19 protein-coding genes are annotated in these 24085 nt (G+C 48.8%); 13 read left to right on the top strand and 6 right to left on the bottom strand.

The window, feature by feature from the left end:
* Positions 1 to 12: 12 nt before the first annotated feature.
* From MHM89_RS06830 to pelG, 5 genes are read left to right on the top strand one after another with little or no spacing between them, the layout of a single operon-like run.
* Positions 13 to 525: a hypothetical protein gene (locus MHM89_RS06830; protein WP_157576232.1), complete on the top strand. Its 513-nt coding sequence runs from the start codon at positions 13 to 15 to the stop codon at positions 523 to 525.
* A 7-nt stretch (positions 526 to 532) separates the two neighbouring features.
* Positions 533 to 1900 (top strand): PelD GGDEF domain-containing protein, encoded by a 1368-nt coding sequence (locus MHM89_RS06835; RefSeq protein WP_053909601.1) that lies wholly within the window; start codon positions 533 to 535, stop codon positions 1898 to 1900.
* Positions 1863 to 2843: a hypothetical protein gene (locus tag MHM89_RS06840; protein ID WP_045980607.1), complete on the top strand. Its 981-nt coding sequence runs from the start codon at positions 1863 to 1865 to the stop codon at positions 2841 to 2843. Before MHM89_RS06835 ends, MHM89_RS06840 begins: the two co-directional genes overlap by 38 nt.
* On the top strand, positions 2830 to 4335 hold the full coding sequence (gene pelF / locus MHM89_RS06845) for a GT4 family glycosyltransferase PelF (RefSeq protein WP_239408446.1): 1506 nt from the start codon (positions 2830 to 2832) through the stop codon (positions 4333 to 4335). The genes MHM89_RS06840 and pelF overlap by 14 nt, the downstream gene beginning before the upstream one ends.
* Positions 4323 to 5690: an exopolysaccharide Pel transporter PelG gene (pelG, locus tag MHM89_RS06850; protein ID WP_138588544.1), complete on the top strand. Its 1368-nt coding sequence runs from the start codon at positions 4323 to 4325 to the stop codon at positions 5688 to 5690. The genes pelF and pelG overlap by 13 nt, the downstream gene beginning before the upstream one ends.
* A gap of 12 nt (positions 5691 to 5702) precedes the next feature.
* On the opposite strand, the gene MHM89_RS06855 is transcribed toward pelG, so the two are convergent.
* Positions 5703 to 6527, bottom strand: coding sequence for an endo alpha-1,4 polygalactosaminidase (locus MHM89_RS06855; protein WP_040643388.1), 825 nt, complete (start codon positions 6525 to 6527; stop codon positions 5703 to 5705).
* Positions 6528 to 6718: 191 nt separating this feature from the next.
* On the opposite strand from MHM89_RS06855, the gene glsB reads away from it, so the two are divergent.
* On the top strand, positions 6719 to 7639 hold the full coding sequence (gene glsB / locus MHM89_RS06860; RefSeq protein ID WP_022946966.1) for a glutaminase B: 921 nt from the start codon (positions 6719 to 6721) through the stop codon (positions 7637 to 7639).
* On the opposite strand, the gene MHM89_RS06865 is transcribed toward glsB, so the two are convergent.
* On the bottom strand, positions 7636 to 9570 hold the full coding sequence (locus MHM89_RS06865; RefSeq protein WP_239408447.1) for a methyl-accepting chemotaxis protein: 1935 nt from the start codon (positions 9568 to 9570) through the stop codon (positions 7636 to 7638). The genes glsB and MHM89_RS06865 overlap by 4 nt on opposite strands.
* Positions 9571 to 9684: 114 nt before the next feature.
* Positions 9685 to 11859, bottom strand: coding sequence for an EAL domain-containing protein (locus tag MHM89_RS06870; RefSeq protein ID WP_239408448.1), 2175 nt, complete (start codon positions 11857 to 11859; stop codon positions 9685 to 9687).
* A 296-nt stretch (positions 11860 to 12155) separates the two neighbouring features.
* Here MHM89_RS06870 and MHM89_RS06875 point away from each other — a divergent pair, with 296 nt between their 5' ends.
* Entirely contained in the window at positions 12156 to 12356 is a 201-nt protein-coding gene (locus tag MHM89_RS06875; RefSeq protein WP_045980600.1) for a hypothetical protein, read from the top strand.
* 2 nt (positions 12357 to 12358) lie between these two features.
* On the opposite strand, the gene MHM89_RS06880 is transcribed toward MHM89_RS06875, so the two are convergent.
* Positions 12359 to 13903 carry a sensor domain-containing diguanylate cyclase gene (locus MHM89_RS06880; RefSeq protein ID WP_239408449.1) on the bottom strand — a complete coding sequence of 515 codons (1545 nt, stop codon included), beginning with the start codon at positions 13901 to 13903 and terminating at the stop codon, positions 12359 to 12361.
* A 198-nt stretch (positions 13904 to 14101) separates the two neighbouring features.
* On the opposite strand from MHM89_RS06880, the gene MHM89_RS06885 reads away from it, so the two are divergent.
* The 4 genes from MHM89_RS06885 to dgt all read left to right on the top strand — a co-directional run bounded on the left by MHM89_RS06885 (position 14102) and on the right by dgt (position 19050).
* Positions 14102 to 14497 carry a hypothetical protein gene (locus MHM89_RS06885; protein WP_026111298.1) on the top strand — a complete coding sequence of 132 codons (396 nt, stop codon included), beginning with the start codon at positions 14102 to 14104 and terminating at the stop codon, positions 14495 to 14497.
* Positions 14498 to 14627: 130 nt separating this feature from the next.
* The gene (locus MHM89_RS06890; protein WP_239408450.1) at positions 14628 to 16778 is read left to right on the top strand and encodes a nuclease-related domain-containing protein; all 2151 of its coding nucleotides are present in this window, start codon (positions 14628 to 14630) and stop codon (positions 16776 to 16778) included.
* 195 nt (positions 16779 to 16973) lie between these two features.
* Positions 16974 to 17486, top strand: a complete 513-nt coding sequence (locus MHM89_RS06895) for a GAF domain-containing protein (protein WP_022946437.1) — start codon at positions 16974 to 16976, stop codon at positions 17484 to 17486.
* A gap of 100 nt (positions 17487 to 17586) precedes the next feature.
* Entirely contained in the window at positions 17587 to 19050 is a 1464-nt protein-coding gene (gene dgt / locus MHM89_RS06900) for a dGTPase (protein ID WP_239408451.1), read from the top strand.
* A 47-nt stretch (positions 19051 to 19097) separates the two neighbouring features.
* Here the strand turns inward: dgt and MHM89_RS06905 are convergent, their stop codons facing one another.
* On the bottom strand, positions 19098 to 20834 hold the full coding sequence (locus tag MHM89_RS06905) for a methyltransferase domain-containing protein (protein ID WP_239408452.1): 1737 nt from the start codon (positions 20832 to 20834) through the stop codon (positions 19098 to 19100).
* 107 nt (positions 20835 to 20941) lie between these two features.
* The gene (locus MHM89_RS06910; RefSeq protein WP_239408453.1) at positions 20942 to 21331 is read right to left on the bottom strand and encodes a hypothetical protein; all 390 of its coding nucleotides are present in this window, start codon (positions 21329 to 21331) and stop codon (positions 20942 to 20944) included.
* A gap of 249 nt (positions 21332 to 21580) precedes the next feature.
* Here MHM89_RS06910 and MHM89_RS06915 point away from each other — a divergent pair, with 249 nt between their 5' ends.
* Both MHM89_RS06915 and nudB read left to right on the top strand, forming a co-directional pair.
* Positions 21581 to 23530: a sensor domain-containing diguanylate cyclase gene (locus tag MHM89_RS06915; RefSeq protein ID WP_239408454.1), complete on the top strand. Its 1950-nt coding sequence runs from the start codon at positions 21581 to 21583 to the stop codon at positions 23528 to 23530.
* Between the two features lie 81 nt (positions 23531 to 23611).
* Complete coding sequence (gene nudB / locus MHM89_RS06920; protein ID WP_239384884.1) at positions 23612 to 24070, top strand: dihydroneopterin triphosphate diphosphatase; 459 nt, start codon at positions 23612 to 23614, stop codon at positions 24068 to 24070.
* The last annotated feature ends 15 nt before the right edge of the window (positions 24071 to 24085 follow it).

Consider the following 24085-nt stretch of genomic DNA (forward strand, 5'->3'; position numbering starts at 1 on the left):
TGTGAGGATAAAATGATGAAAACAATAATGGCATTGGCTTTGGCCTTCATACTCAGTGGTTGCGCAACGCACTATGCCGGTGAAAGCCCGACGCTCAGCGCCAGTCAACAGGTTTATATTATGCCCTTGGCAAATCAGTCAAATATGCCCATGGCGCAGGCTCAGGCTGAGCAACTGCTGGCATCTGCACTTGCTGAGCAAGGGTTGAAGGTAACACTCTACCCCAAGCAACAAGTGGGTGATTTACAGGCGAGCCTTGAGCCTGCCCAGCGTAATCAAGAGGCGCAGCGGTGGCTGAGTGAACAGCAGCCGGGCTATGTGGTATCTGGTTCAGTACAAGAGTGGCAATACAAGTATGGCTTAGATGGTGAGCCGGCTGTGGGGCTGACACTGACCCTTGCAGATAGCAGTGGCAATGAGCTTTGGCGTGGTTCCACATCAAAAACAGGATGGGGCCGTGAGTCGCTCTCGCAGGTCGCACTTGAGGCCATCGATACCCTGATTGATGAACTAGACTGGGATTAGTCGCGCTATGCCTCACAGTAAACGTCGTGGCCTTAATGCCGTTATCAGGCGCCTGCTTTTTGGCAGTGACCACCAGCCTATCGCCTGGTTTGAACTGGTTTTTATCACCTTTATTGCCCTGAGCATCTGGGTGTATCAAGCCAGCCTCGCTCATGAACACGCCACTGATTACTTCTATTGGCCGATGTTGGGACCCCTTGTCATCGCCCTGCGCTACGGGTTTGGTCGCGGAATGATGAGCTTCGTGCTGTTACTTGTGAGTGTCGGTGTGGTCGATAATTTTATCGCCACCGAAGTATCGATTAGCCTATCTGTGTCTGTGGGCACAGCAGTGGTGACCATGTTGGTGGGCGAATTTCGCGATCACTGGCATGATATAAATCAGCGCTTTGAGCTAAACCACCGCTATATGGAACAAAAGCTAAAAAGCTTTACGCAAAATTACCATTTATTGAAGATATCCCACGACCAGCTTGAGCAGCGCGCGGCTGGCAAACAAATGAGCCTACGCACTGGCATTCAACTACTCCAACAAGCGGCCTCCGGCCATGCAGAAAACCGTCTTGCCAACCTGGCCCAAAAAAGCCTCCAAGTATTTGCTGATGTGATTACCATGTATCAAGCAGGTTTGTACGAAATACGTGACGGCAAGCTGGTGCCCGGCGCACTGGCCACCATTGGCAGTGAGCATGCCCTTATCGCTGATGATTTAATGCTACAAGATGTGTACACCTCTAAGGCTGTACTCTCTCCGGCGAACTTTATCGACAGCGATGAGTATAATCTCAATTATCAGTTGGTGATCCCCCTCGTTGATGTCAGCGGCGAGCTGCAAGGGGTGGTGCTTGCAGAGAAGGTCAAGTTTGTGTCCCTCACGCAAAGTAATATTGCCCTGATTGCATTACTGGCCGGTTATATTGCCAACTTTATGTCACACCAGTTGTTCGCACCCATTCTCAAACCCGAACAACGCCAGCTGTTCCGCCAGTATTTGGAAAACCAACTTTGGTATAAGCGCCATTACGGTGCAGATAGCGCCATGGTGGTGTTTTACGACAACAGTGAAGCGCAACACCTCGATTTAGAACATGTTACCGATTTTCGCCGTGGTGCCGATATTTACTGGTCTTGCGAGCGTGAAGATGGCCGCCAAGCATTGTGCGTGCTGTTACCGATGACCACAGTGATGGAAGCTGAGCAATTTGTGCAGCGGATCCGCAGCATCCTCGCCAATAATGCCCCCCTTGCCGAAGGCGATTTAGACGTATTTGGTCCGCTGTTGGTATTTGAGCAATACCAGCAAGTAAATACCTTGCTCGAAGACTTAGGAGCGTTCGATGAAGATTTGGCTGATTCTTCAAACGATTCTCTTTGAGTCGGCAAGCCTTTACCTACTCGGCGAGCAAGACCTTAGTTTGCTCGGCTGGTTGGGTTATGCTGCCAGCCATGGCGCCGCTGCGGGAACCTTCACCTTAGTGTGTTGGCTGGCGCTGCCGCGACGCTACAAACAACCCGTTATCGGTGCCATTACCTTTATTTTTGTGATTGCGTTCAGTATGCCGATGGTTGGTATGCTGGGGTTGGCGACGATTTTTATCGTCGCCTTGTATTTCCCGAAGAAAAAGCAGCCGGCACTATGGGAGCGCTCCGAAAGCTTGGAATTACCCCTGCACCCAGAGCAACTTGAACAAAGCCAGTTTGGTGCCGCCGCACTGAAAGATATTTTGTTGTTTAATCCCTCCGACGAGCGTCGCCTGATTGCGGTCAATGCCTGTCGCTTTTTACCAGAGCGCGTGGCGGTGCCGTTGCTTAAGTTAGCGCTGACCGATAAGGTCGATGACGTGCGTTTACTTGCCTACGCCGCCATCGAAAAAATAGAATTTGGTATCAACCGCAACATTGACGCATTGAAAAACAAACTAAGCGAAGGCGCACAAGCCTCGTTGCATTTTCAAATTGCTGAGCTGTATTGGGAGCTATGCTACCTTGGCATCGCTGAAGGGCCACTGCGCAATCACTATTTAGAGCAAGCGAAAAGTTACCTACTGCAAGCCGAAGCCCTCACCCCTTCACCGCGCAGTGAGTTACAACTCGGCCGGGTGCTGCTGGAATTACAAGAGTATGATTTAGCCACGCAGTATCTAGAAAAAGCGCGTCATCGCGGCCTGTTATTAAAACAAGTGGCGCCCTATTTAGCCGAGGCCGCTTTTGCTCAGGGCGATTACGACCATGCCGCTTTATTAGTCAGTCACCTGCCCACCGAGCCCGGTGATGCGTTAAATGAATTAAGGGAGTTTTGGCGCCGTGAAGCGTATTGATGTGTGTTTATTGTTAGAGGGCACGTACCCTTACGTGCGCGGCGGTGTATCAAGCTGGGTGCATCAGCTGATCAGTGGCCTTAGCCACCTTAACTTTTACCTTGTATTTATAGGCGGGAGCCGCTCTTTTTATCAACAGCAGCATTACACCTTGCCTGACAATGTGGTCGGCATGGAGACCCATTACTTGATGGATAAAGACGGCTTGCTGGCACCGCGCGCTCGACGCGGGAAAAAATCCGCCTTCAGCCTTTGGCAAAATGTCATCTCACGCTTTAAAAATCCGGAGCAAACCTTAGATGGTGAGCATTTACAAGGCTTGTTGGCTAACTTGGGTAAAAAGCATGGCCTAAGTTATGATGACTTTTTATACAGCGAGCGCTCTTGGGATGTGATTGTTGATTTGTATTTCCAACACGCACAAAACCAATCGTTTGTGGATTACTTTTGGACCTTTCGCAACATCTACAGCCCCTTATTCACCTTAGTCAAAGTGGCTGAAAACCTACCCCCTGCGCGGCTATTTCACAGTATTTCGACCGGTTATGCGGGGTTTCTCGGCGCCTTGGCGAAACAAAAACAGCAGATGCCTTATTTATTAACCGAGCACGGTATTTATACCAAAGAGCGCAAAATCGATCTCACTCAAGCAAGCTGGATCAAAGACCGCCACAGTGCGCTGGACACCAGTATCCATAAAAAAATGGAGCAAACACGGCAAACCTGGATAGATTTTTTTGAGCAATTAGGGCGTACCGCCTACGACCAAGCAGATAGCATTGTCGCTTTGTATGAAGGCAATAGACAGCGGCAAATAAAAGACGGCGCACCGGCCGATAAAACTGGGGTGATTGTCAACGGTATCAGTATGGAGCGCTTCAGTGAGGCCTACGCCAAGCGACCGCAACAGGCACCTAAAGTCGCGGGGTTAATTGGTCGCGTGGTGCCCATTAAGGATATTAAAACCTTTATTCGTGCTATTCGTGTGGCCCTTAATAGCGAACCAGAACTACAAGGGTGGATCATTGGCCCCACCGAGGAAGATCCAAGCTATGTTCGCGAGTGCGAACTGCTGGTTAATAGCTTAGGGCTGCAAGACAATGTGCTGTTCTTGGGCATGCAAAATGTTGCCGAAATTCTTCCCAAACTTGGCGTGTGTATGCTCACCTCCATCAGTGAGGCGCAACCCCTGGTGCTACTTGAAGCCATGGCCGCAGGTATCCCTTGTGTGGCCTCAGAAGTTGGCTCATGCCGCGAAATTCTCGAAGGTATGAACGAACACGACCAGCAACTTGGGCGCTGTGGCTATGTAACAAATATAGCCGACCCCAACCAAGCCAGTGAGGCCTTGCTGGCGCTATTGGAAGATGACCAGCGCTGGCGACAAATGGGTGATAACGGCTATCGCCGAGTGCAAGCATATTATCAGGAACATACGATGTATGAGCGCTACCAAACGCTGTATGAGGAGCATTTAGCATGGCAGGAATAGGCTTTGAGCTACGCCGAATATTAAAGAAAAACACCCTGCTCTCTTACCTCGAAGCATACGGCTTGGCGGCAGTAGTGGGCTCAGGGCCCTGGGTGCTATCCATTTTAGCGCTGATGATCATCGGTATGATAAGCATCGGTCGAGTGTTCCCCAACACTCTGATCATACAGTACCTAGTGCTAGTCACTTACATGATGGCTGGCTCCCTGATCCTCAGTGGTATGTTCCAACTGCTACTAACACGGTTTATCTCCGACCGGCTATTTGAAGGCAAAGATCACAAGGTAACCCCAAATTTATTAGGCTGCATGTTACTTGTTTCGGCGCTTGGCACAGCCATTGGTATTGCGGTATTGGCCAATACATCGTTAGATGCAGCGGTGAAAATGGCGTTGTTATGCGGCTTTGTGGTGCTGTGCAACCTGTGGTTAATCATCGTATTCCTAAGCGGTATGAAGCAGTATTATCGGATTGTAGCTACCTTGGCGATTGGCTATACGCTGATGGTGCTGGCTTCATGGTTACTGCCACCTTACGGTATTTTGGGGCTATTGATGATCTTTGCCGCGTGTCAGGGGCTGATCACCTTTGTTTTGCTCTTTTTTATTTTACGCAATTACAGCGCCGGTTCGCTTATCGCCTTTCAGTTTTTAAACCGCAAGCAAGCTTTTTACTCGCTCGCATTATGTGGGTTGCTTTATAACTTGGGAGTGTGGGTAGATAAATTCGTATTTTGGCTACACCCCGAGGTGTCTTTTGCCGTTATCGATATGTTCCGCGCCTCATATATCTATGATTTGCCAATTTTTATCGCGTACCTCGCCATTATCCCTGGCATGGCGGTGTTTATGCTGCACATGGAAACCGACTTTGCCGCCTCAAACGAGCGGTTTTACCAAACGGTGCGCGAAGGCGGCACCTTGGAGTCGGTGTACTTACTTAAAGACCAAATGGTATTGCACTGCAAAGACAGCTTATATCAAATTTTTAAAGTGCAAGGGATCACCCTCGCGTTGCTGCTGTTGTGGAGTGAAGAGATTCTCACACTGCTGAAAATAGACCTCGCGTATCTACACTTACTGTATGTCGATTTAGTCGGCGTGTCTTTGCAAGTTATTTTGATGGCCATACTCAACGTCATGTTTTATTTAGATAAACGTTATCAGGCCACGGCCTTGGTGACGGTGATGACCCTCGCCAACTTGATGCTCACCGAGCTCTCCATTCAGCTTGGGCCTGAGGTCTATGGCTACGGTTTTGCTTTAGCCATGCTGATCAGCACCGTCTTGGGGTTAGTGATGCTAAATCGTCAGTTTAACCGCCTCGAATATGAGACCTTTATGCTGCAACGCTAATAAGTAAAGCCCTCATTGCTCGCTACAGCTAAAGCGATACGCGTCATTCAATGCCGTGGGCAGCACCAAGGTGGAAAAGCCCAGCGGCTCGGTTTGTGCACAGACTCGTTGCAGCTCACCGCTGCCGACCTCGGCCACCGACAAATATTCCACGTGAAAAACCGCCTTTTTAGCATCAACAAAAGGAGCTAAGCGTGCACACTCATTAAAGCGAAAGCACGATTCATTGACCGCAAAATCAAAGTAAGGCTCCAAGGTTTGCGCCAAGCCAACATTGTTTTTAAGACCCACATACAAGCCGAGCGAGCGCGCATATTCAGCAATAAACTGGCTGTAATTAATGCTGTTCTCACGAGTGAGTGCAAAACCAGTGTTATTAATGTGACCATCAACATTATCCGGCTCCACCGCATCACAGCCTTTGGCGGCGGCCAAATCCATGCGCGCGCGCATGATAGCGCGGACATTGCTACTGCGCGTGTCCAACCAACGCTCATTAGCAAAGTTCGCCAGGGTATTGCCAAGCTCTGAGTCTAAAAACTCGCCGGCATCCTCACGGTAAGATTCATAACTTCCGGCTGAAAAATAACAGATGACGAAGCGCCCTTGCTGTTGGAGGCTAGCAATGGTCTCGGCAGCGGTATTAAACAAATCAATGTCGTAAGCGAATACATCGTACTCGCTATTGAGCGCCCCCAATAATTGCCACTGCCATGTACTACCTTGCGGTGGATACGGCGGCGGCCCTGCAGGCGCTTGTGAGTCGGAACTTGACCCACCGCAGCCCACCAACATACCCATACTTAGCAGCAATGCACTGCTTAACCGTCTTATCATTGATGACTCTCTTTTCTCTGCTTAGCAGTCCATTGCGCTGTTATTGTTTATTAATTGTGTGCCTCATGAGCCCATACCCTGAGGCCAAAGCACTTGGTTATCTAAAAGCGGCCATCATTTGGGGCAACGCTGCGCTTTCGTATAGGTGTTATATTCCGTATCATTGGGTTTTAGTCAAGTGAAAGAAGCGGATGAATATTCAACAGGTTATTGACGACATTAACACCGATGTACGTTCACGATTGTCGCAGTTCGAGGGCGCGGTGGCCAGTTATATTCCGGCTTTGGCTGAGGTCGACAGTGAGCAGTTTGCGATGGCGGTGCATACCGTGGATGGGCAAACCTTCAGCACCGGCGATGTGGACGTGCCTTTTACCATTCAATCGGTCTCCAAAGTGCTCACTCTCACCTTAGCATTGCAACGCTATGGCAATTCGTTGTGGCACCGTGTTGGCAAAGAGCCTTCGGGCACTGCGTTTAACTCGCTTACCCAGCTTGAATTTGAACAAGGCATTCCGCGCAACCCGTTTATTAACGCCGGCGCGATTGTTACCTGCGATGCGCTTTACTCCCGCTTAAGCGCGCCCACTCACCACATGTTAGAAACGGTGCGTTGGCTCAGCGGTAATCCTCGGGTGTGTATCAACCAAACAGTATCCCGTTCAGAGTTTCAACACCGCCATCGTAACGCGGCTATGGCGCACTTAATGACCTCGTTTGGCAATTTTGAAAATGATGTAGAAGAAGTGCTCAAGGTTTATTTTGGCTTTTGCGCCATCGAAATGAACTGCCAAGAATTGGCGCGCACCTTTGGCTATCTCGCTAATCGTGGTGTCGACATCGCCTCAGGCGAGCGCATTCTGACCAGCAAACAAAACTCGCAATTGAACTCGCTGCTCTTTACCAGTGGCCTTTATGACGCCGCTGGCGATTTTGCCTATCGCGTTGGCATGCCCGGTAAATCCGGAGTAGGCGGCGCCATTGTTGCCGTTGTTCCAGGGCAGTTTGCGGTCTCGGTGTGGTCACCCAAACTCAATGCCTTTGGCAACTCCAGCGCCGGTCTTTATGCGCTGGAGCAGTTCGCCGACAGACTTTCGCTGCATCTGTTCTAAACCTTAAATTGACTCACTAAATCGCGCAGATGCTGCGCCCGCGCTAATAAACTTTGCGTTGCGCTTTGCTGCTGCTCGGCATAAGAGTGAATACTGCCGGCACTGTCTGATATTTCATGGGCCGACTGGTTAATGTGCTCAACCACTGTGCCCTGCTCTTCGGTGGCGGCGGCAACCTGATGATTGCCTTGACTTATCTCCTCAAACTTTTGCTGAATCGCGCGCAGCGACGCCACCGCCGTTTGCGTGTGCTCAGTGACTTGGCGGCTACTTTCTGTGCCTCGTGCGATCGCCTCTTGTGATTGCGTCGAGGTGCTTTGCAAGCGCGCCACTTGATCGCGGATCTCTGAGGTAGACTTTTGCGTACGCTGCGCCAGTGAGCGCACCTCATCCGCAACCACAGCAAAACCGCGCCCTTGCTCACCGGCGCGAGCAGCTTCGATAGCGGCGTTCAGGGCTAATAAATTCGTTTGTTCGGAAATGGCATTGATCACTTCCACCACCGAGTTAATTTCTGCCGCCTGATTAGCAAACTCACCCACGCTGGTATCCACATTATTGAGAATATCGTTGAGTTCTTGCATGGTTTGCGCGGTGAGCGTCATATTGTCGTTGGTAGTGGTCGTTTCACGCACCGCTTCTTCGGTATCACTGGCGGTACGGTGGGCAATATCGGATACCTCGGTAATCGTTTGCCCCATTTCAGTGATCGCTGTCGCGACCTGATCCGTCTGTGAGCGCTGGCTTTCTGTGGCGCTGAAGGTTTTATCGGAAAAATCAGCCAGCTCAGCAATGCCCTCGCGCATCGCTTGTTCGGTGACACTGATTTCATCCACCAGCTCAGCGACTTTGGTAATAATGGCGTTAAAGCCCTTGGCCAGATGCCCCAACTCATTATCAACGCTATCATCAAGGCGCGTACTTAAATCGCCTCCTTGCCCAGACATGGCAAGGAGGTCATCACCCACAGTACGAATGCGGCTGCTTAGCCAATTGGCAAAATACATGGTTAGCACCAAGAACACCACTGCAAGTACCACACTGGCAAGAACCGACGTCCAAATAACCGAGTTAATCGCGCCGGAGATCTCATGCTCTGGCAGCACCGCGACCAGTTTCAACTCGGTGCCTTCAATGGGCATCACCGCACCATAAACCGCCTCGCCATCGAGCTCAGTTTCATTGAGTACAAAGCCACTGCCATTGCTAGAGAGAGCCGAGCTCAGTGGTGCTAACTGGTTTACCTCGGCCACCGTTTTACCAATAAAGCGGCTGTTTTCATGAGCAATAATACGCTGTGTGTCATCAACCAGGAACAGATACCCTTGCTCGCCAACTTTACGTGAGGTAACCATATTGGCAATTTTCGACACATCATAACCCAGTCCCGCGACTCCTGCGTGCTGGCCATCAATACTCACTAGGGTATTAACGTATAAAGTCAGTTGCCCACCTTGTTCACTGGCATCCAGCGCCAACTGTTGCTGTGCACTGCTGGAAATGAAATCAAAGAACCAGCTGTCCCGTGATTCACTGCGCGATACCTGTTTAAACAGTCCACCCTCGGTGTAATAATTCAGGCTTTCTCGGCTTACCCAAAATACCGATGTCGCACCGGATTTTTGCTGTAAGTCGCGAAAATAATCAAGCACCAGTCCATGCTGAGCACTCCCTTGCTCGCCATCGCGCACCCATTGATGCAACATCGCGTTTTGCGACAGCGTTTTTGAGACCGTAGTGGGATACATCAGTTCAGCTCTAATTTCGTTCGCTACTCGCCCAACAGTATCTGGTAATAACTGCGTTTCAGTTTGCCGATAATAAAGGCTGGAAAACTGCCCAGTATTAATGAGTGCGGTCACTAACGTAACCACAAACAGGGCGACAAACACAAAACCAATGAAAATGGTTTTGAGGGTGAGGTTCTGCATGGTGTAGCTCCTAAAACATCGGTCTTATTCACTATGGCACAAGATTGTTAAATTGCGATTAAAACGCTGCTAATCGCTTCATTTTTAACACTTTTTGAACCTATATTGGAAAATTCATTGGGGCCGTTGTACATCGCCATTATGCTTGGCTAACAGCACCATCGCCTCTTTTAAAGGAACTGCAGGAGAGTAATAATAACCTTGGCTAAAGTGACAACCATACTCACGCAATTGTTGCTGTTGCTGCTGTGTTTCCACGCCTTCAGCAATCACTTCCATATCCAGCTCTGAGGCAATACGAATAACGCTGGCAATCACCACTTGGTGTTTGTGTTCGCTGAGCATTTGCTGAGTAAAGCTCTTATCGATTTTAATATAATCAGCATGTAGGTCGATAAGGTGACTCAATGATGAATACCCTGTACAAAAGTCATCCAAGGCCACCATGACTCCTTTGCTGCGTAACTCATTAAGCACCCCTTCGGCTTGCTTTCGGGCATGAATGGCCACCGATTCGGTCACCTCAATGGTCAAACAGCTGGGCTTTAAGTTATAGTCAGCCAAGGTATCGAGCACCGTATCAACGGGATGCAATACATGGTTAAATTCTGAGGCTGAACGATTCACTGCCATGCTGATGTCGTTGTAGCCTTGGCTATGGATCCATGCCAAATCGGCCAGCGCTTTGCGCAGCACAAACTGACCCAAAATAGCCACAAGTCCGAACTCCTCAGCGATGGCGATAAACTCATCGGGACGGATCACCCCAAGCTCTTCATCGCGCCAGCGTGCTAGGGCTTCAAACTTAACAATACGCCCGCTTTGGTTATCGATAACCGGTTGGTAGGCCACATCTAGGCCATCAAAGCGCAGTAGCTTATGGAGTTTGTCGCGCAGTTTAAGTTTACGCAGGTAAATGGCTTCAATCTCTTGGCTGTGTACGGCAATGCTGTGAGACTGAGCGCGCTTAACACTCAACATGGCATGATTGGCGTTGCGAACGAGCACCGTGGCGCTATCGGTATCGCTATGCATGTGGGCAATGCCAATACTGCAACTTAGTTCAATGCTTAAATCACCCAAGCGTATGGGCTGGTGGATTCGCTCCAACACTTTCTCGGCGCAGCGGTGCGCGTGCCCAGGTTTGGCATCGGCAATCAAAATAGTGAATTCGTCACCGCCATAGCGGCTGATCACATCATGATTACGCACACAATTTTGCAGCCGCAACGCCACCGCAATCAGTACCTTATCGCCAATTTCTGGACCATATAAATCGTTGATATCTTTAAAGCGATCGAGGTTTAAAAACAGCACTGACGCGTGCTGCTCCTGAGCGCGAAACAACGAAATATGTTGCTCCACTTTCTCTAAAAAACTGCGACGATTAAAAAGCCCAGTTAAGGGTTCTTGACTGGCGTAAAACCGCAGTTGGCGCTCACTTTCTTTCCATTGGCTAATGTCACGAAACAAACCAATATAATGGGTAATTTGCCCATTCGCACCACGGTTAACAGTGATCGACAGCTCTTCTGGGTAAATTTCACCATTTTTACGACGATTATAAATCTCGCCTCGCCAATGGCCCATTTGCTCGAGCTGCCGCCACATTTCATGATAGAACTCTGGAGGATGCTGACCTGAGGAAAGCACTGCGGGTGAACGCCCTTTTAGTTCACTTTCACGATAACCGGTATACAACTCAAAGGCGGGGTTAACCCGCAGGATGCGGTTATTGTTATCGGTGATCATGATGGCTTCTTTGCTTTGCTCAAACACGATGTTACGCAGTGATAGCTCGGCTAACAGCTTATCCTTTCGCGCCAAATCGGCATCATGGCGGGCTTGAGCAGCAACGATAAATGCCAAGTCCTTGAACCACTGCTCATCAACTTGGTCAAACGTTCGCTGTTGGTCAAATAGCGCCACCAAAATACCAATGGGTTGGCGTGATACATCGCGCAGCGTCACACCGATGTAGGCTTCAATCCCCAGCTCCGCAAGCATGGTATCGTCGGGAAATAAATCAGCCACATTATCGCCAAAAGCGCACACATCGACGCTCTGTAATGCATCGGCGCACGGAGAGCCAGCCAGAGGATATTGGAAATTTGCGCGTACGGCACCGTCTTGATGGTAAGCCACAGTCTGTACTTCTGTCGCGTTGGCGCATAACTTACCAACAAAGCAATGGGCTGCGCCAAAAGCTTCATCAATCATACTCAGTGCCAGCTCATAGGCTTGCTCGCTGCAGCTACATTGGTAAAGCGCGTTAAAAGACGATGTCATATGATTCTTGTAATTTTGTATACCATTTCATAAGAAGCTTAGCACAGTATCAGGAACAGGCTTTGAGGGAAATTCTGGTTATTGGTTAGCTGGCAAATGTATGATTCAAATCAATAAATTAAAAGAGTTTAATTGTTACTTTCCAACAGTTTAACAGCTGTGATCGGCGCGCATGCTAGCCGGTGGTGAAACTTTGCTCATCACATCTTGAATTACGTCGTTAAGTTACAAAGTGAAGGATGATCAGCGCCCAGAAGTTGATATACTATCAGCAGTTTCTAAAACGGTAGGTGTGCATGACTAAACAGGCGAATAAACGCAAAAATACTTTACTGAGCATTTGTGTGTTTTGCTGCATTGTGCTGAGCCTAAGCTGGTTGTTTATTAATGACTCGGCGCTACTATTGGTGATCACACTGCTGATGATTTTGCTGTTAGTATGGGGCATTGCGCAGCGCCTATTGTCGCTTTGGGATAAGCAGCAACCACGCAAATAGCCCTAATCTAGCAACTCCACCTCGCAGCGATTGCGGCCTCGTTGTTTCGCCCGATACAACGCATTATCAGCAGCTTTAAGCACCGCATCCACCGAGCAACCCGGCTGCCATAAACTCACACCAAGAGACACCGTTACTTGCGGTACTGGTGTAAAATCATGGGCCTGGATAGTCACTCGCAAGCGCTCTGCCAGCTCTAACGCAATGTCTTTACCTATGCCTGGGAGAATAAGTAGGAACTCTTCGCCACCACTGCGACACACGCCATCGTACTCTCGACAACTGCTCTGCAATAGCTGCCCTAACCCTTGTATAACGTCATCACCCACATCGTGGCCATAGTTATCATTGACACGCTTAAAGTGGTCGATATCCAAGGTGATCACCGCAAAGGCTTGTTCATCAGCGACCATAGATTGAATAAACACTTCCATATAACGACGATTGCCAATGCCGGTGAGCGGATCGGTTAAGCTTGCTTTATTCAGGTCGTTAATACGCTGGTGCTGCTCATTGCTGTATGTTCTCAGTGCATTGCGTAGCGTTTTCGCTTCAAAAAACCAGGTTGGCACATCATCATATTCTTTACTTGAATCGGCCACGCGTTGCGCGAGCTGTCGCAGCGGAGCACTAATTAAATTAGCTAAATACCAAATCACTAATAAGGTGATCACGGTCACTGGTGCAGCTTTGGCAAGCACGTTCATTATAGTGTTGCCGACACTCTCAACGACTTGATTGCGCTCAGTCCCCACTAGCACCACCCAATTCGCTGTGCGCACAGGTGCATAGCCCACTAACATAGCGCCAACACCTTCGCTGCCACTTTGCATTTGCGCATTGGCAAACGCAGGCCACAATGGCGAAGCGGGCGTGATTTTGGAACCCACACGCTGGCGTTGAGAATGATAAATAATACTGCCATTTGCGCTGAGCACCATAATATTGGCTTTGTCGTTGTGAAAGTGCTGCCCGAGTAGCCGCGAGAGAATATTGTCGCCATGCAAATAAATGGTGCCAGCAATGTAGCCTTGATATTGCTCATCGGCGCTAAAAATGGGGTGTGAGGGGCTCACAATTAAATTACTAGCCGGCGATACAAACGGTTGAGGAATAGTAGGTGCTTGTGCGCGCAAAGATTGCTTAGCACTGTCGCTTTGTAATCTCACACCTTTAACACCCAAGGTTAACGGCGCAGTGCTGGTAATAACGCCTTGCTCGTTCACCACCACCACAGAGTTAAAAGACGCGGTTTGCTCTAATAAGCGCAGCGTTTCTTGCTGCTGTGATTTTAGGGTATTGTTATCAGCTAATCGCGCAGCGCTATAGCGCAACTGCATTTGTAAAGAATTGAGGAACTGTTCGGTAATATCAGAGAGCTTACTGGCATAAGCCTGATTGGATGCCAAGGTATGGGCCACCATTTGCTGGCCGTGTACTCGGTAGTTAATAATGAACTGATTACCGAGGGTGACCATCACACACAGCACCGCAAACCCGAGAATAACTTGGCGTAAGTCAATCACACCAAAACGGGAAAACTTCATATACACAGCCCAACTACAAGCACTACCTACTACTTTATGAGTATAACAATAGCACTAATCATCAAGCTTGTGCTACATCAAATGATCTTCCTACTGCGATGCCCCGTACTGCTCGGTAGAGAACTATGTATCACCTTAGGTGCAATCGTTTAACTACGGTTGTCGAACAACAATGCTATTGCTGACACGGCTGTAACTATGAATCAACCAAGCGCACATTTAGATTTAGCCGAACTCACTGAGCTGGAACTATTTACCTTATGGCTTTGCCTGCATGCAGACAAAAGCAAAGAACAGGTTTTGGCACAATTACAACCCATGCTTGGCAGCGCTTTTTTATCGCCGCAAACCATGGCGCAGCGTTGGCGTGAGGATGTTTACAGGCAACTTATGCACAAAGGTATGGCCACAGAGCAGCGCCCGGCAAAGCCTGGGTTCGCGGATTATCTATTTTGCCTGTTATCAAAAGTGCCTGATGTAGAAACGCACTATGCTAAAGAGCTGGCGCTATTGGAGTCCATTATTCAGCACCCTGAGAAGTATCAAAACAATCCAACCATCATTCAGCATTGGTTGGAATCCCCTATTCACTGACCTGAAAAACAGACGAAAAATTCATCAACTGTTCAGTATGATTGCGAATCGCGCTTTTTGGCTATAGCTAAATGTGGCCACAAGCTTTAGACTACGTGTAGATAACACCTTGTTTACCCATGTTTATAAAATGAGATTCGCGTATTTCGTCTTATTCCTAACCTTGAGCCTTGCGAGCACTCAAAGCAGTGCCCGCGAGTATAACAGTGCCATGTGTATTCTTTTGAAGCAGCAAATGGCGCAGTTTGATCACTCTCGCACGCACCCAAGTTATCGCAGTGCCAAACGAGATTACGATGCCAATTGTAAGAATATAGAAAAGCGCACACCGCAAGCGAAAGCGACCTCAAAACCCGAAAATGACCAATCTCAGCCTCAGGAAGTAGCCAGCAAACCTAAGAAGGTATTAAAAGAGCAAAGACCTGAGGCCGAACCAACAGTTACCACCTCTGAGCCGCAACTTACTATTGTCGAGCAGCGTGCCGCCGAAAAGGCTGCAAAACAAGCGAAGGCAGAGAAAACAAAAGCCACCGCGCCAAAAACAGCTCCGGTGACAGCGAAAAAGGTGGCTCCAGCCCCAGTACAAAGCCAACCTTCAGAGCCGAGTTCACCTTTCGTTGGCTTGATTTTCCCTGCATTAATAGCCTTGGTGCTTATTGCCATGCTAATTACGTTGCTGATTTTTATTCGCAGCAACCGCAGCAGCCAAGGTAAAGCTGTGAAGCCGAAAAAGACAGCGGCTATCAAAGCTATTCCTGTGCCGAAGTTGCCTAAGAAACAGGTTAATTACAAAAAGATGTGGCAAAAGGTCACCGGTAAACAACCTGACACGCTCGACCCACAAGTTTATAAACGCTTTTCTTCGGTCCCTGTACTGGTGGGTCCAAAAGCCAAATCATCAGCCATCGAGCAGTTATATATTAGCCCGTACGGCGTGTTTATCGTGGCGCGACCAAACCAAGAAGGCGATATTTTTGGCGGCGAGCACGCTCAAGAGTGGACCGCCCGAAACGGCGATGAAGAAATCAAGTTTGATAACCCCATCACCGAGCTCAAGGCCCAGGCTGGCGCGCTAGCCAAAGTACTGGACATACAAGAGCAACAGGTTAACTTACTGGTACTGTTTAGTAACAACGCTTTATTCAAATCTGATTTGCCTCCGTTGGTGATGCAGCGTGAAGACTTGGTTGACTACATTCTTAGCTACAGTGTTGAAAGCTTCGACGCCCAACAATGTTCTAACCTGGTCGACAAGGTGAAACAATTGCTTGCTCAGGGAAGCAACGCCGCGCTGGGCGCGTCTTCAACCAAGCCGTTAATCGAGACGCCCGTGCAGCCACCAAAATCAGAGCCGCGCACTGAGCCTACGCCTCAACCAAGCGCTGCACAAGAAGATATATCTCGCCCTGAGGTGCCCGCCGAGAACGTTGCGCCGATGCCCAAACCTGCCGCAGAGCCTCGCTCCAGCGATCCGGAAGGAGCAAGCAAGAGCGCGGAAATTCACCCGTTCAAACGCAAAGACGACGCACCCAACTCGGACGATACAGCACACTCTAGTAAAGATTCAGCACCCGCGCCGACTCCCAAACCGACACCTGCAACGGAGCAACAAGAGCAAACTCCTCTGCCCAGCAGTGACAACAGTAGCAAAGACTGGTCGAATATGAGTGATGAGGAGTTTATGGCGTTTTTAGAAGCCGCCAATAAACGTGCAGGTGGCGAGTCCGACCCAAGCTCCGATGAGCAAGCATCATCCACTTCTGCCACAGAGCCGCCTGCATCAAGCTCGCAGCAAAGCCACGATGATTCCAGCCAAGGGGATGACCCGTTTGACGACTTTGACCCGTCACAACCCTTGTTAGAGACCCCTGAGCCTGAGCCTGAACCTGAGCCTGAGCCTGAGCCTGAGCCTGAGCCTGAGCCTGAGCCTGAGCCTGAGCCTGAGCCATCAATTATTGAGCCCCAAAGCACAGCAACACAAGCGCAAACATCATCAAGCGATGAAGAGTTGGCGCTTGATATTGACGATGGTAACAGTCAAAGCCTTGATGACGCGCTTGCGGAATTAGAGTCCGCGCTTTCAGAACAAGACCAGCAAAGTGAAGAAGCTCGCACTGATGACTTAGAGCCGGAACAAACGAGCGCTGAAGACAAAGACAAAGACAAAGACAAAAAGTCGAACCCTTTTGCTAACCTTTCGCTAGACCCTGACTTTAAGCCAAGCGAAGAAAAAGTAGATATTGGCGCCGGCCCGCTCGATGACGAGAAACCAAAACGTTAGTGCCTACGTATTATTCACTGGTGCGCGTGGTATTGAGCGAACGTGCAAAAATAGTCAGGCTACAACGCCGTGTGGTGCCTATAATAAATAATTGCCAGTGGCTCACACTGGCGCAGTAAAGCTCCAGTTACGTATCTAGCGTACGGAGCAAGATTGGGCATAGTCACAACGTTTTTGTTGTGAGGAGAGTGGCAAATGGTTGATTTATTTCAGCTTAACTTGGCTTTAACTAACCCAGGTTTAAGCCACATAGAAAAGCTGCAAAAGATAGTTCACACTGCAGCAGAGCATGTTCCCCAAGCCGATGTCGTAAGCCTTTGGGTGGCCAATGAAAACACCTCAAGTATTGTGTGCATCGCTAAATTTGATAAACACACCGGCGCCTATTCTGACGGCGGGGTTATTGGCCAAGATACAGCCCAGGCTTATTTTTCTGCGCTTTTCAGCCATGATTTTCTTGCCATTGAAGATGTGCGTCACCATCCGTTTACCAAACACATGGTCGCAGGCTACTTTGAGCCATGTGGCTTTTACTCTTTGCTTGATTACGTGCTGCACGATAACTTCGAGCCAAGAGGGGTGCTTTGCTGTGAAAGCCGCACGCAAGTGCCACAATGGCAGGACCAAGAAAAGGCAGCATTGAAGCGCATTGCCAATATGAGTTCGCTGTTTTTCGATTTGCCCACCTACCAACGTGCCGTGGGCTAGTTTATTGACTGATAAGTGCTATCACTCACACCGAAATAACACATTGATTTGTGAACTAAAGCTGCTAATTTAGACGCAGGTCAATTATCTAGGAGTGATGATGGCGCACATCGATTTTACTACAAAAATAAACACCGCACGCCAAGTGAACCCGCTGAAAACTTTGCATACCAGCTTAGAGAGCGATCGCGGCCGCATCATCAATTCCTCCGGCATACGTCGATTGCAGCAAAAGACTCAGGTATTTCCATTAGAGCGCAATGCCGCCGTACGCTCACGCCTCACCCACTCTCTTGAGGTACAGCAAAACGGCCGCTTTATTGTGCAAAAACTGTTTTCTAAGCTCAATGCACAAGAGCGTGCACACTATGGCCTCACCGACATGGAGCGGCCCTTTGAGACCTTAGTGGAAATGGCGTGTTTGATGCACGATATAGGTAATCCGGCCTTTGGCCATTTTGGTGAGGCCGCCATCAACCACTGGTTTAGCCGCTACCTGCAGCAACGCTTTGGCCCGTTGCCGACGCTTGCGCAAACACACCCGCTAAAGCACCAGCTAATGCTTGATTTACAAAACTTCGAAGGCAACGCGCAAGCGATCCGCGCAGTTCACTCGCTGTTAGCGCTGAACTTAAGTTACAGCCAAATAGCGGCCATTCTTAAATACACTCGCCCCGGCACTATGGCGAAAAACGCGCGCCCTGAAGATAAAAGCTACCTTATGAAAAAAGTCGGCTTTTACCACAGCGAGGCCGCGTTCATCGCTCAATTGGGTGATGCCTTAGAAATGGATAATGGCTGTCGTCACCCCGCCAGCTACATAATGGAAGCCGCCGACGACATCGCTTATTGCTTAGCCGATATGGAAGACGCGGTAGAAAAAGGCATACTCTCGGTGGAGAAATTAGTGCACTACTTAGATGACGCTTATCGCCAGAGACTGGCCGCACTGGATACCGCAGAGCAAGGTTACAGCGACCTGGTGGCCAAAGCCTGCGAGTTTGCCCTACAAAAAGCAGATGAGGCCGAGTTTAACTACAACAACACCTTTTTCATTTATCTGCGTGTAAAACTCTTACACCCATTGGTCGAGCATGCGGCAACGCGCTTTAAAGACAACATAGAGCAGGTGTACGCCGGCACTCTCAACGCCTCATTAATCGAAGATGGCAGCCACCACCAAGCCATTACCGATGCCTTGAAAACAGTCGCTCGTGAACGCGTATTTTGTCATCCCGAGGTTGAAAAGCTCGAGCTACAAGGCTATAAAATCATCTCCGGTTTGCTCGATGAGTACCAAGTGCTACTTGATTTAGAGCACGAGCAGTTCACCCAAGTGCTGAGCCACCACAAAGACTTTTTAATTGCCACACGCATGGTGAAGAAACTCTCGGGGAAATACCTCAACGTTTATGAAAAAGCCGTTGCTGCGCTGGATACAAACGCCGAACACTTTCACCTGTACGAGTTTTACCACCGCTGTCGACTCATTCAAGACCACATCAGCGGCATGACCGACCAATTCGCCTACGACGAGTACCGTACCTTAAAAGTGGTGGAATAAGTGATGATGATAAAACTTCGAGCTTTATAAAATCTAAAAGTAAGGCATCACCATTCTTGAAGCTGTTGCATTTCTCGTAAACGATCACGCTGCAACACTAAGGCGTCGAAAAGATCATCGACTGAGGTATTATTAATATCTAAATTCGGCAGAGCCAGATTAGCCTCTGCAAAAAACCGTTGCTTTTGTCGATTCGCTGCATCGCCAGTATTAAGCCAAGCACTACGCCACCAGTGCTTTATTAAACCTTCTTGAGCTTCTAGGCGCTGCACACTTGGCAAGCGGTCACGCTTTTCGTTGTTGGCTTGAGCTGATGCGGGAAGCAGATTCCACAGGTCATTATTGGGCCATCGCGCAAAGGGCATGCAATGATCAATGTCATACTCTCGTTGCAGCTTGCGGGTTGTCCAGACACAAGATAAACTCTCACCTGCATGGCGCAATTCGTCGAAGCGCTGGCGTACCTCGGTTGTCGTTCTTTTCGGTTCCAACCAACTCAATGCTTCCATAAAAATATGACGCTTAGTGGGGCACTGGTACTGGTTGTTGCCCTGATAGGATTGCATGGTTTTAGCCCACTCATTGACTAAAACAGGCTCAATCCAACAGGCATAGCGATTAAGCGCTGTCCAGGTGTGCTCAGGCAAAGAGAACTCGCCCCATTTGCATAACGTTTGAAAATCAAGAAATAGTAAATCAGTAGCTCGCACTACCGAACTGCTGAGTTCAAACACGCATTGCTGCGTATTAGGGAAAGTAATGTAACGACAAGGCATATCACGAATGTTACTCACCGCATGCGACAACGTGCGACACACAGATTTTGCCTCTTCTCCTTTAAAACCGTTCCCGACTTTCAGATCTGAGGCGGTGAGGTGGCCTAATTTGTGCCAACCATTTTTCTTCATAAAACCCATATTAGGGCTTTTATTGGGCGTTTGATAAAGGCGGTAGTGATCAATTAAGGTTTTATATTGATGGCACCAATAAAGAGCAACTAAGCCAGCTGGCAATATCACGCGATTATCCTCGCGCCGTATTACAGCACCGGGGTGGCCATCGGCAATACGCAGTAGCACTCGCATTAAGGCGAGCTTATGTGTCGCTGACTTACCATCATTTAACGCCACATGGCGGATCAGCGGAAATGCACCGGAACCATCATCTGGTAAACGAAAAACCAGCGTTTGCCAGCTTACTTGTTCACGTTTTAGCTTATCGCCCTCACGTTCAGTACATAGAGTGCAACTAAGGCCCAAATTGCGAGCCATCGCTTTAAGCGAGTCAGCGCAAACTTGATACATAGCTCGCTCGCTACGCTCATGCTCACCTTGACCATAACGCAGGGAAATAACAATTTGTCCGCCTGGCTTAAGTAAGTTGGTCAGTTTACGCAACGAGCGTTCGCGTTGAGACTCCGGAATGTGCATCCAAACAGCGCTAAGTAAAATAAGATCGAAACTGATTTCTAATCTTGTCACGGCATGAAGTGCTGGTAATGAGTCCGTGAGCCAGGTCACAGATAAGCCTTGCGTATGCTGCTCACCGAGCTGAGCTAACAGTTCCGCTGGCTCCACAGCATAGACTTGAGTTTGGTTACCTTGTTCAGCAAAATAGCGCGCGTCCCGACCTGCTCCAGCACCAATATCAAGGATCCGAGCGCGAGCCTTGCTCAGTACCGGCACAATATATGGCATACACTGCTCATGTACCTGCTCAAAGTCAGTGCTTAGATACTGTTCAGCTAAGCGCTCAGCATGGGTGTTGTAAAAGTCGCTACTCACAAAAAGCTTTGTTATTTATAAAGTTAGTTAAAAGCTATCATATAACAAACAAAAAGTAATGGAGTGCTTTGCACATAAAAAACGCCTCACTGAGGCGTTTTTAAAAATTAATGTCTCCGGCTGATAATCTCAACTATTTCTAGGCTGTTCTCTAATAGCCGGAACACATCACCGTGCATATCCACAATTACATGGCCATGGCGGTCTCGCCTCAGAACTTTGCCATGGCGGTCTCGCCTCAGAACTTTGCCATGACGGTATACGTCATAATCAATATGTCGGCCTATACGCCAGTAGTCATCGTCGTATCTATGGCTGTAATGATCACAGTGATGGTGGCGCTCATAGCGCTCTTTGTGTTTGTGCTTATGTTTTTTGCCGTGGTGCATTTTCTTCGCATGGCCTGGGGGCGTGAAGTGTTCAGGCTTAGCCATTGCCTCACTCATAGGAAGGGCACCGGCCAGTAACGTAGTTAAGCATAAAGCTGTCAGTCGCATAGCAACCTCCTTAATTGGTCTGTTGACCATTTCGCAATAACTTTACTGTAAATGTGCGCCAATGAACCCAAGCTAAACGTATTGAGGGCAAAAATATTGCGGTTTTCTCATTTTTTAATCTAGTAACGCACTAAAAATAAATAGCTTTTAATAATTAGCCTATACTTTTGTATGAGCTATCGAAATAAATACACTCTAAAGTATCGGTACCTTAAATAGGTCATTGTTTTGGCTAAGGAAGGAGGCACTTTGCAGACACAGTCGCACACATCACTGCTTATTTTCGACTCGCAAGGAGTTTGCAGCGCTGCGCACCCCGCTCAGCTTGAGCGCTATGTAGGTCTGCATTTTGATGACTTTTCATTTTTTAACAAACAAGATGTGTGTGTGTTCACTACGTTTTGCAAGCAAGCCCCCTACATTACCCTGCAAGTTGAACTTGAACAACGTACGTTTATTGCTACAGCGCAGTGGTGTCAAGGCAACCAAAGTAGTTTAGTGGTCTCATTAAGCGAACATTTTGAGGGTTACCGACAGCGCTCCAATGCTGAGCGTTTGGAGGCCTTAATCGAGGGCACTCAAGCCGGCACGTGGGAGTGGAATATGCAAACCGGCGAGGTTGTGTTAAATGAGCGCTGGGCCAATATTATTGGTTATACCTTGGATGAGCTTTCACCCATTTCAATTGATACTTGGCTGCTCTACGCCCATCCTGAGGACTTACACGCATCGGATGCAGCCTTTGACCGCCATTTCAGCGGTGAAGACCCTGTTTATCAATGTGATGTGCGCATGAAGCACAAGCAGGGTCATTGGGTTTGGGTTCGAGATTGCGGCAAAGTGGTGACCCGCACCGCAGATGACAAACCCGAGTGGATCTCTGGCACTCATATCGATATAACCCAACGCGTGCATGACTTGGAGCAACTCACACAAGTAAGAAACGAGCTTAAAACCATCATCGACAGTGTCCCTGCCGCTATTTATAAAGCCCCCTTTGATGAGCCTTGTTGTTTTAGTTTTATTTCTTCGCAGATAAGCCACATTACCGGTTATAACCGCATAAAGTTCGTACAAAGCCCGCACTGGTGGCGCGAACATATTCATCCTGAGGATTTAGATGCACAGGACACACAAACCCGCCACTGGCGCAAAGAAGGGGCACACGGGGTGTTTAAATCCGACTTTCGGTTTCGCCACAAAGACGGCCATTATATTTGGCTTACCAACTACAGCCAACGAATGCAAACCACGGCGAATAATGGCCAAGATTACTTAGTGGGCTCGCTCACCGATAAAAGCGAAAATGTCAGCCTCTCGAATCGGCTGGATGCGTTTGCACAAGTGCTTCCGGGAATGATTTATCAATTTGCGCTAACGGCTGAGCGCTCTTGGCACTTCCCTTACATAAGCGAGGGATGTACGCGCATCTTTGAAGTCGCACCCGAAGCAGTGCAACAGGACCCCGCCTCGTTGCTTACCAAAATCGCCCACGACGATCGTCAGCGGGTGGTACGTTCTATTTTAAATTCCGCGCAAAGCCTAGATGACTGGGAGTGCGAGTTTAAAGTGGAGCTTGAAGACAATGAAGAAAAATGGTTATTCGCTCATGCTATTCCCAAGCGCCAGCTCGATGGCACAGTGTTATGGTCTGGCATGGTGATTGATATTACCGATCGTAAAAGCTTGGAGCTCACTTTACTGCGCGAATCAACAACCGACCCTCTCACCGGGCTGTATAATCGCCGTCATTTCAATGAACAATTGCAGCAGCAACTAGCTCGCGCAGAGCGAGATGGTACCCATGTATCGCTGATGATCATCGACTTTGATTTATTCAAACAGATTAATGACCAATATGGCCATCATGCCGGTGACATTGTGCTCAAAGAAGCCACCATGCAGATCAGCGCCATTTTACGTAAGTACGATATTTTTGCTCGCATTGGCGGTGAAGAATTCAGTGTTATTTTACCCAATACTTCCTTGGCACAAGCACGCCATGTGGCAGAAAAAGTACGCCGTCAGGTGGAGCATTGCCACATTCAAGCGCACGAACACAGCATTTCGGTAACCACCACGATAGGTGTTGCCTCTACTGAGCAAACCACCGCCCACCCCGGCGCACTTTTAAAACAAGCAGACAATTGTTTATACCAGGGCAAGCATCAGGGTCGTAATTGCGTAGTGAGCGACTAGGCGTTGGTCTACGTATCAGCACCATAGACAATACTTAAATCTTAATGCACCCTGTGCTTTTAATTGCAGTTATCAACGAATATGAGCCTACGCCAACCTTACTCTGTACTCGTGGTTATCTACACCCTCGAGGGAGAATTTCTGTTACTACAACGCGCTGATGACCCTGACTTTTGGCAATCGGTTACCGGCGGTATTGATGAGGGTGAGCTCCCCTGTGCTACCGCAGCTCGCGAAGTGTTCGAAGAAACCGGCATTGATATTAGCCAGCAGCAACTCAGGCTGGTGGATGAACAGCGCTGCCACCGTTATGCTATCCGCGAGCAATGGCGCTATCGCTATCAACCGGGGGCAACGGTGAATACCGAGTATGTATTCTCATTGTGCTTGCCCAAGCGTTATCCAATCCAACTGGCCGCCGACGAGCACCTTAGTTACCTGTGGCTTGATGCCAATCAAGCCAGCGCCAAAGCGTGGTCTGACAGTAACGCGCAAGAAATCCGTACACTCGCGTCGAAGCTTGCACATAACAGCCGTTAAACACGAATATTTGTT

The sequence above is a fragment of the Pseudoalteromonas sp. CNC9-20 genome, from assembly GCF_022347875.1.
Taxonomy (GTDB): Bacteria; Pseudomonadota; Gammaproteobacteria; order Enterobacterales; family Alteromonadaceae; genus Pseudoalteromonas; species Pseudoalteromonas ruthenica.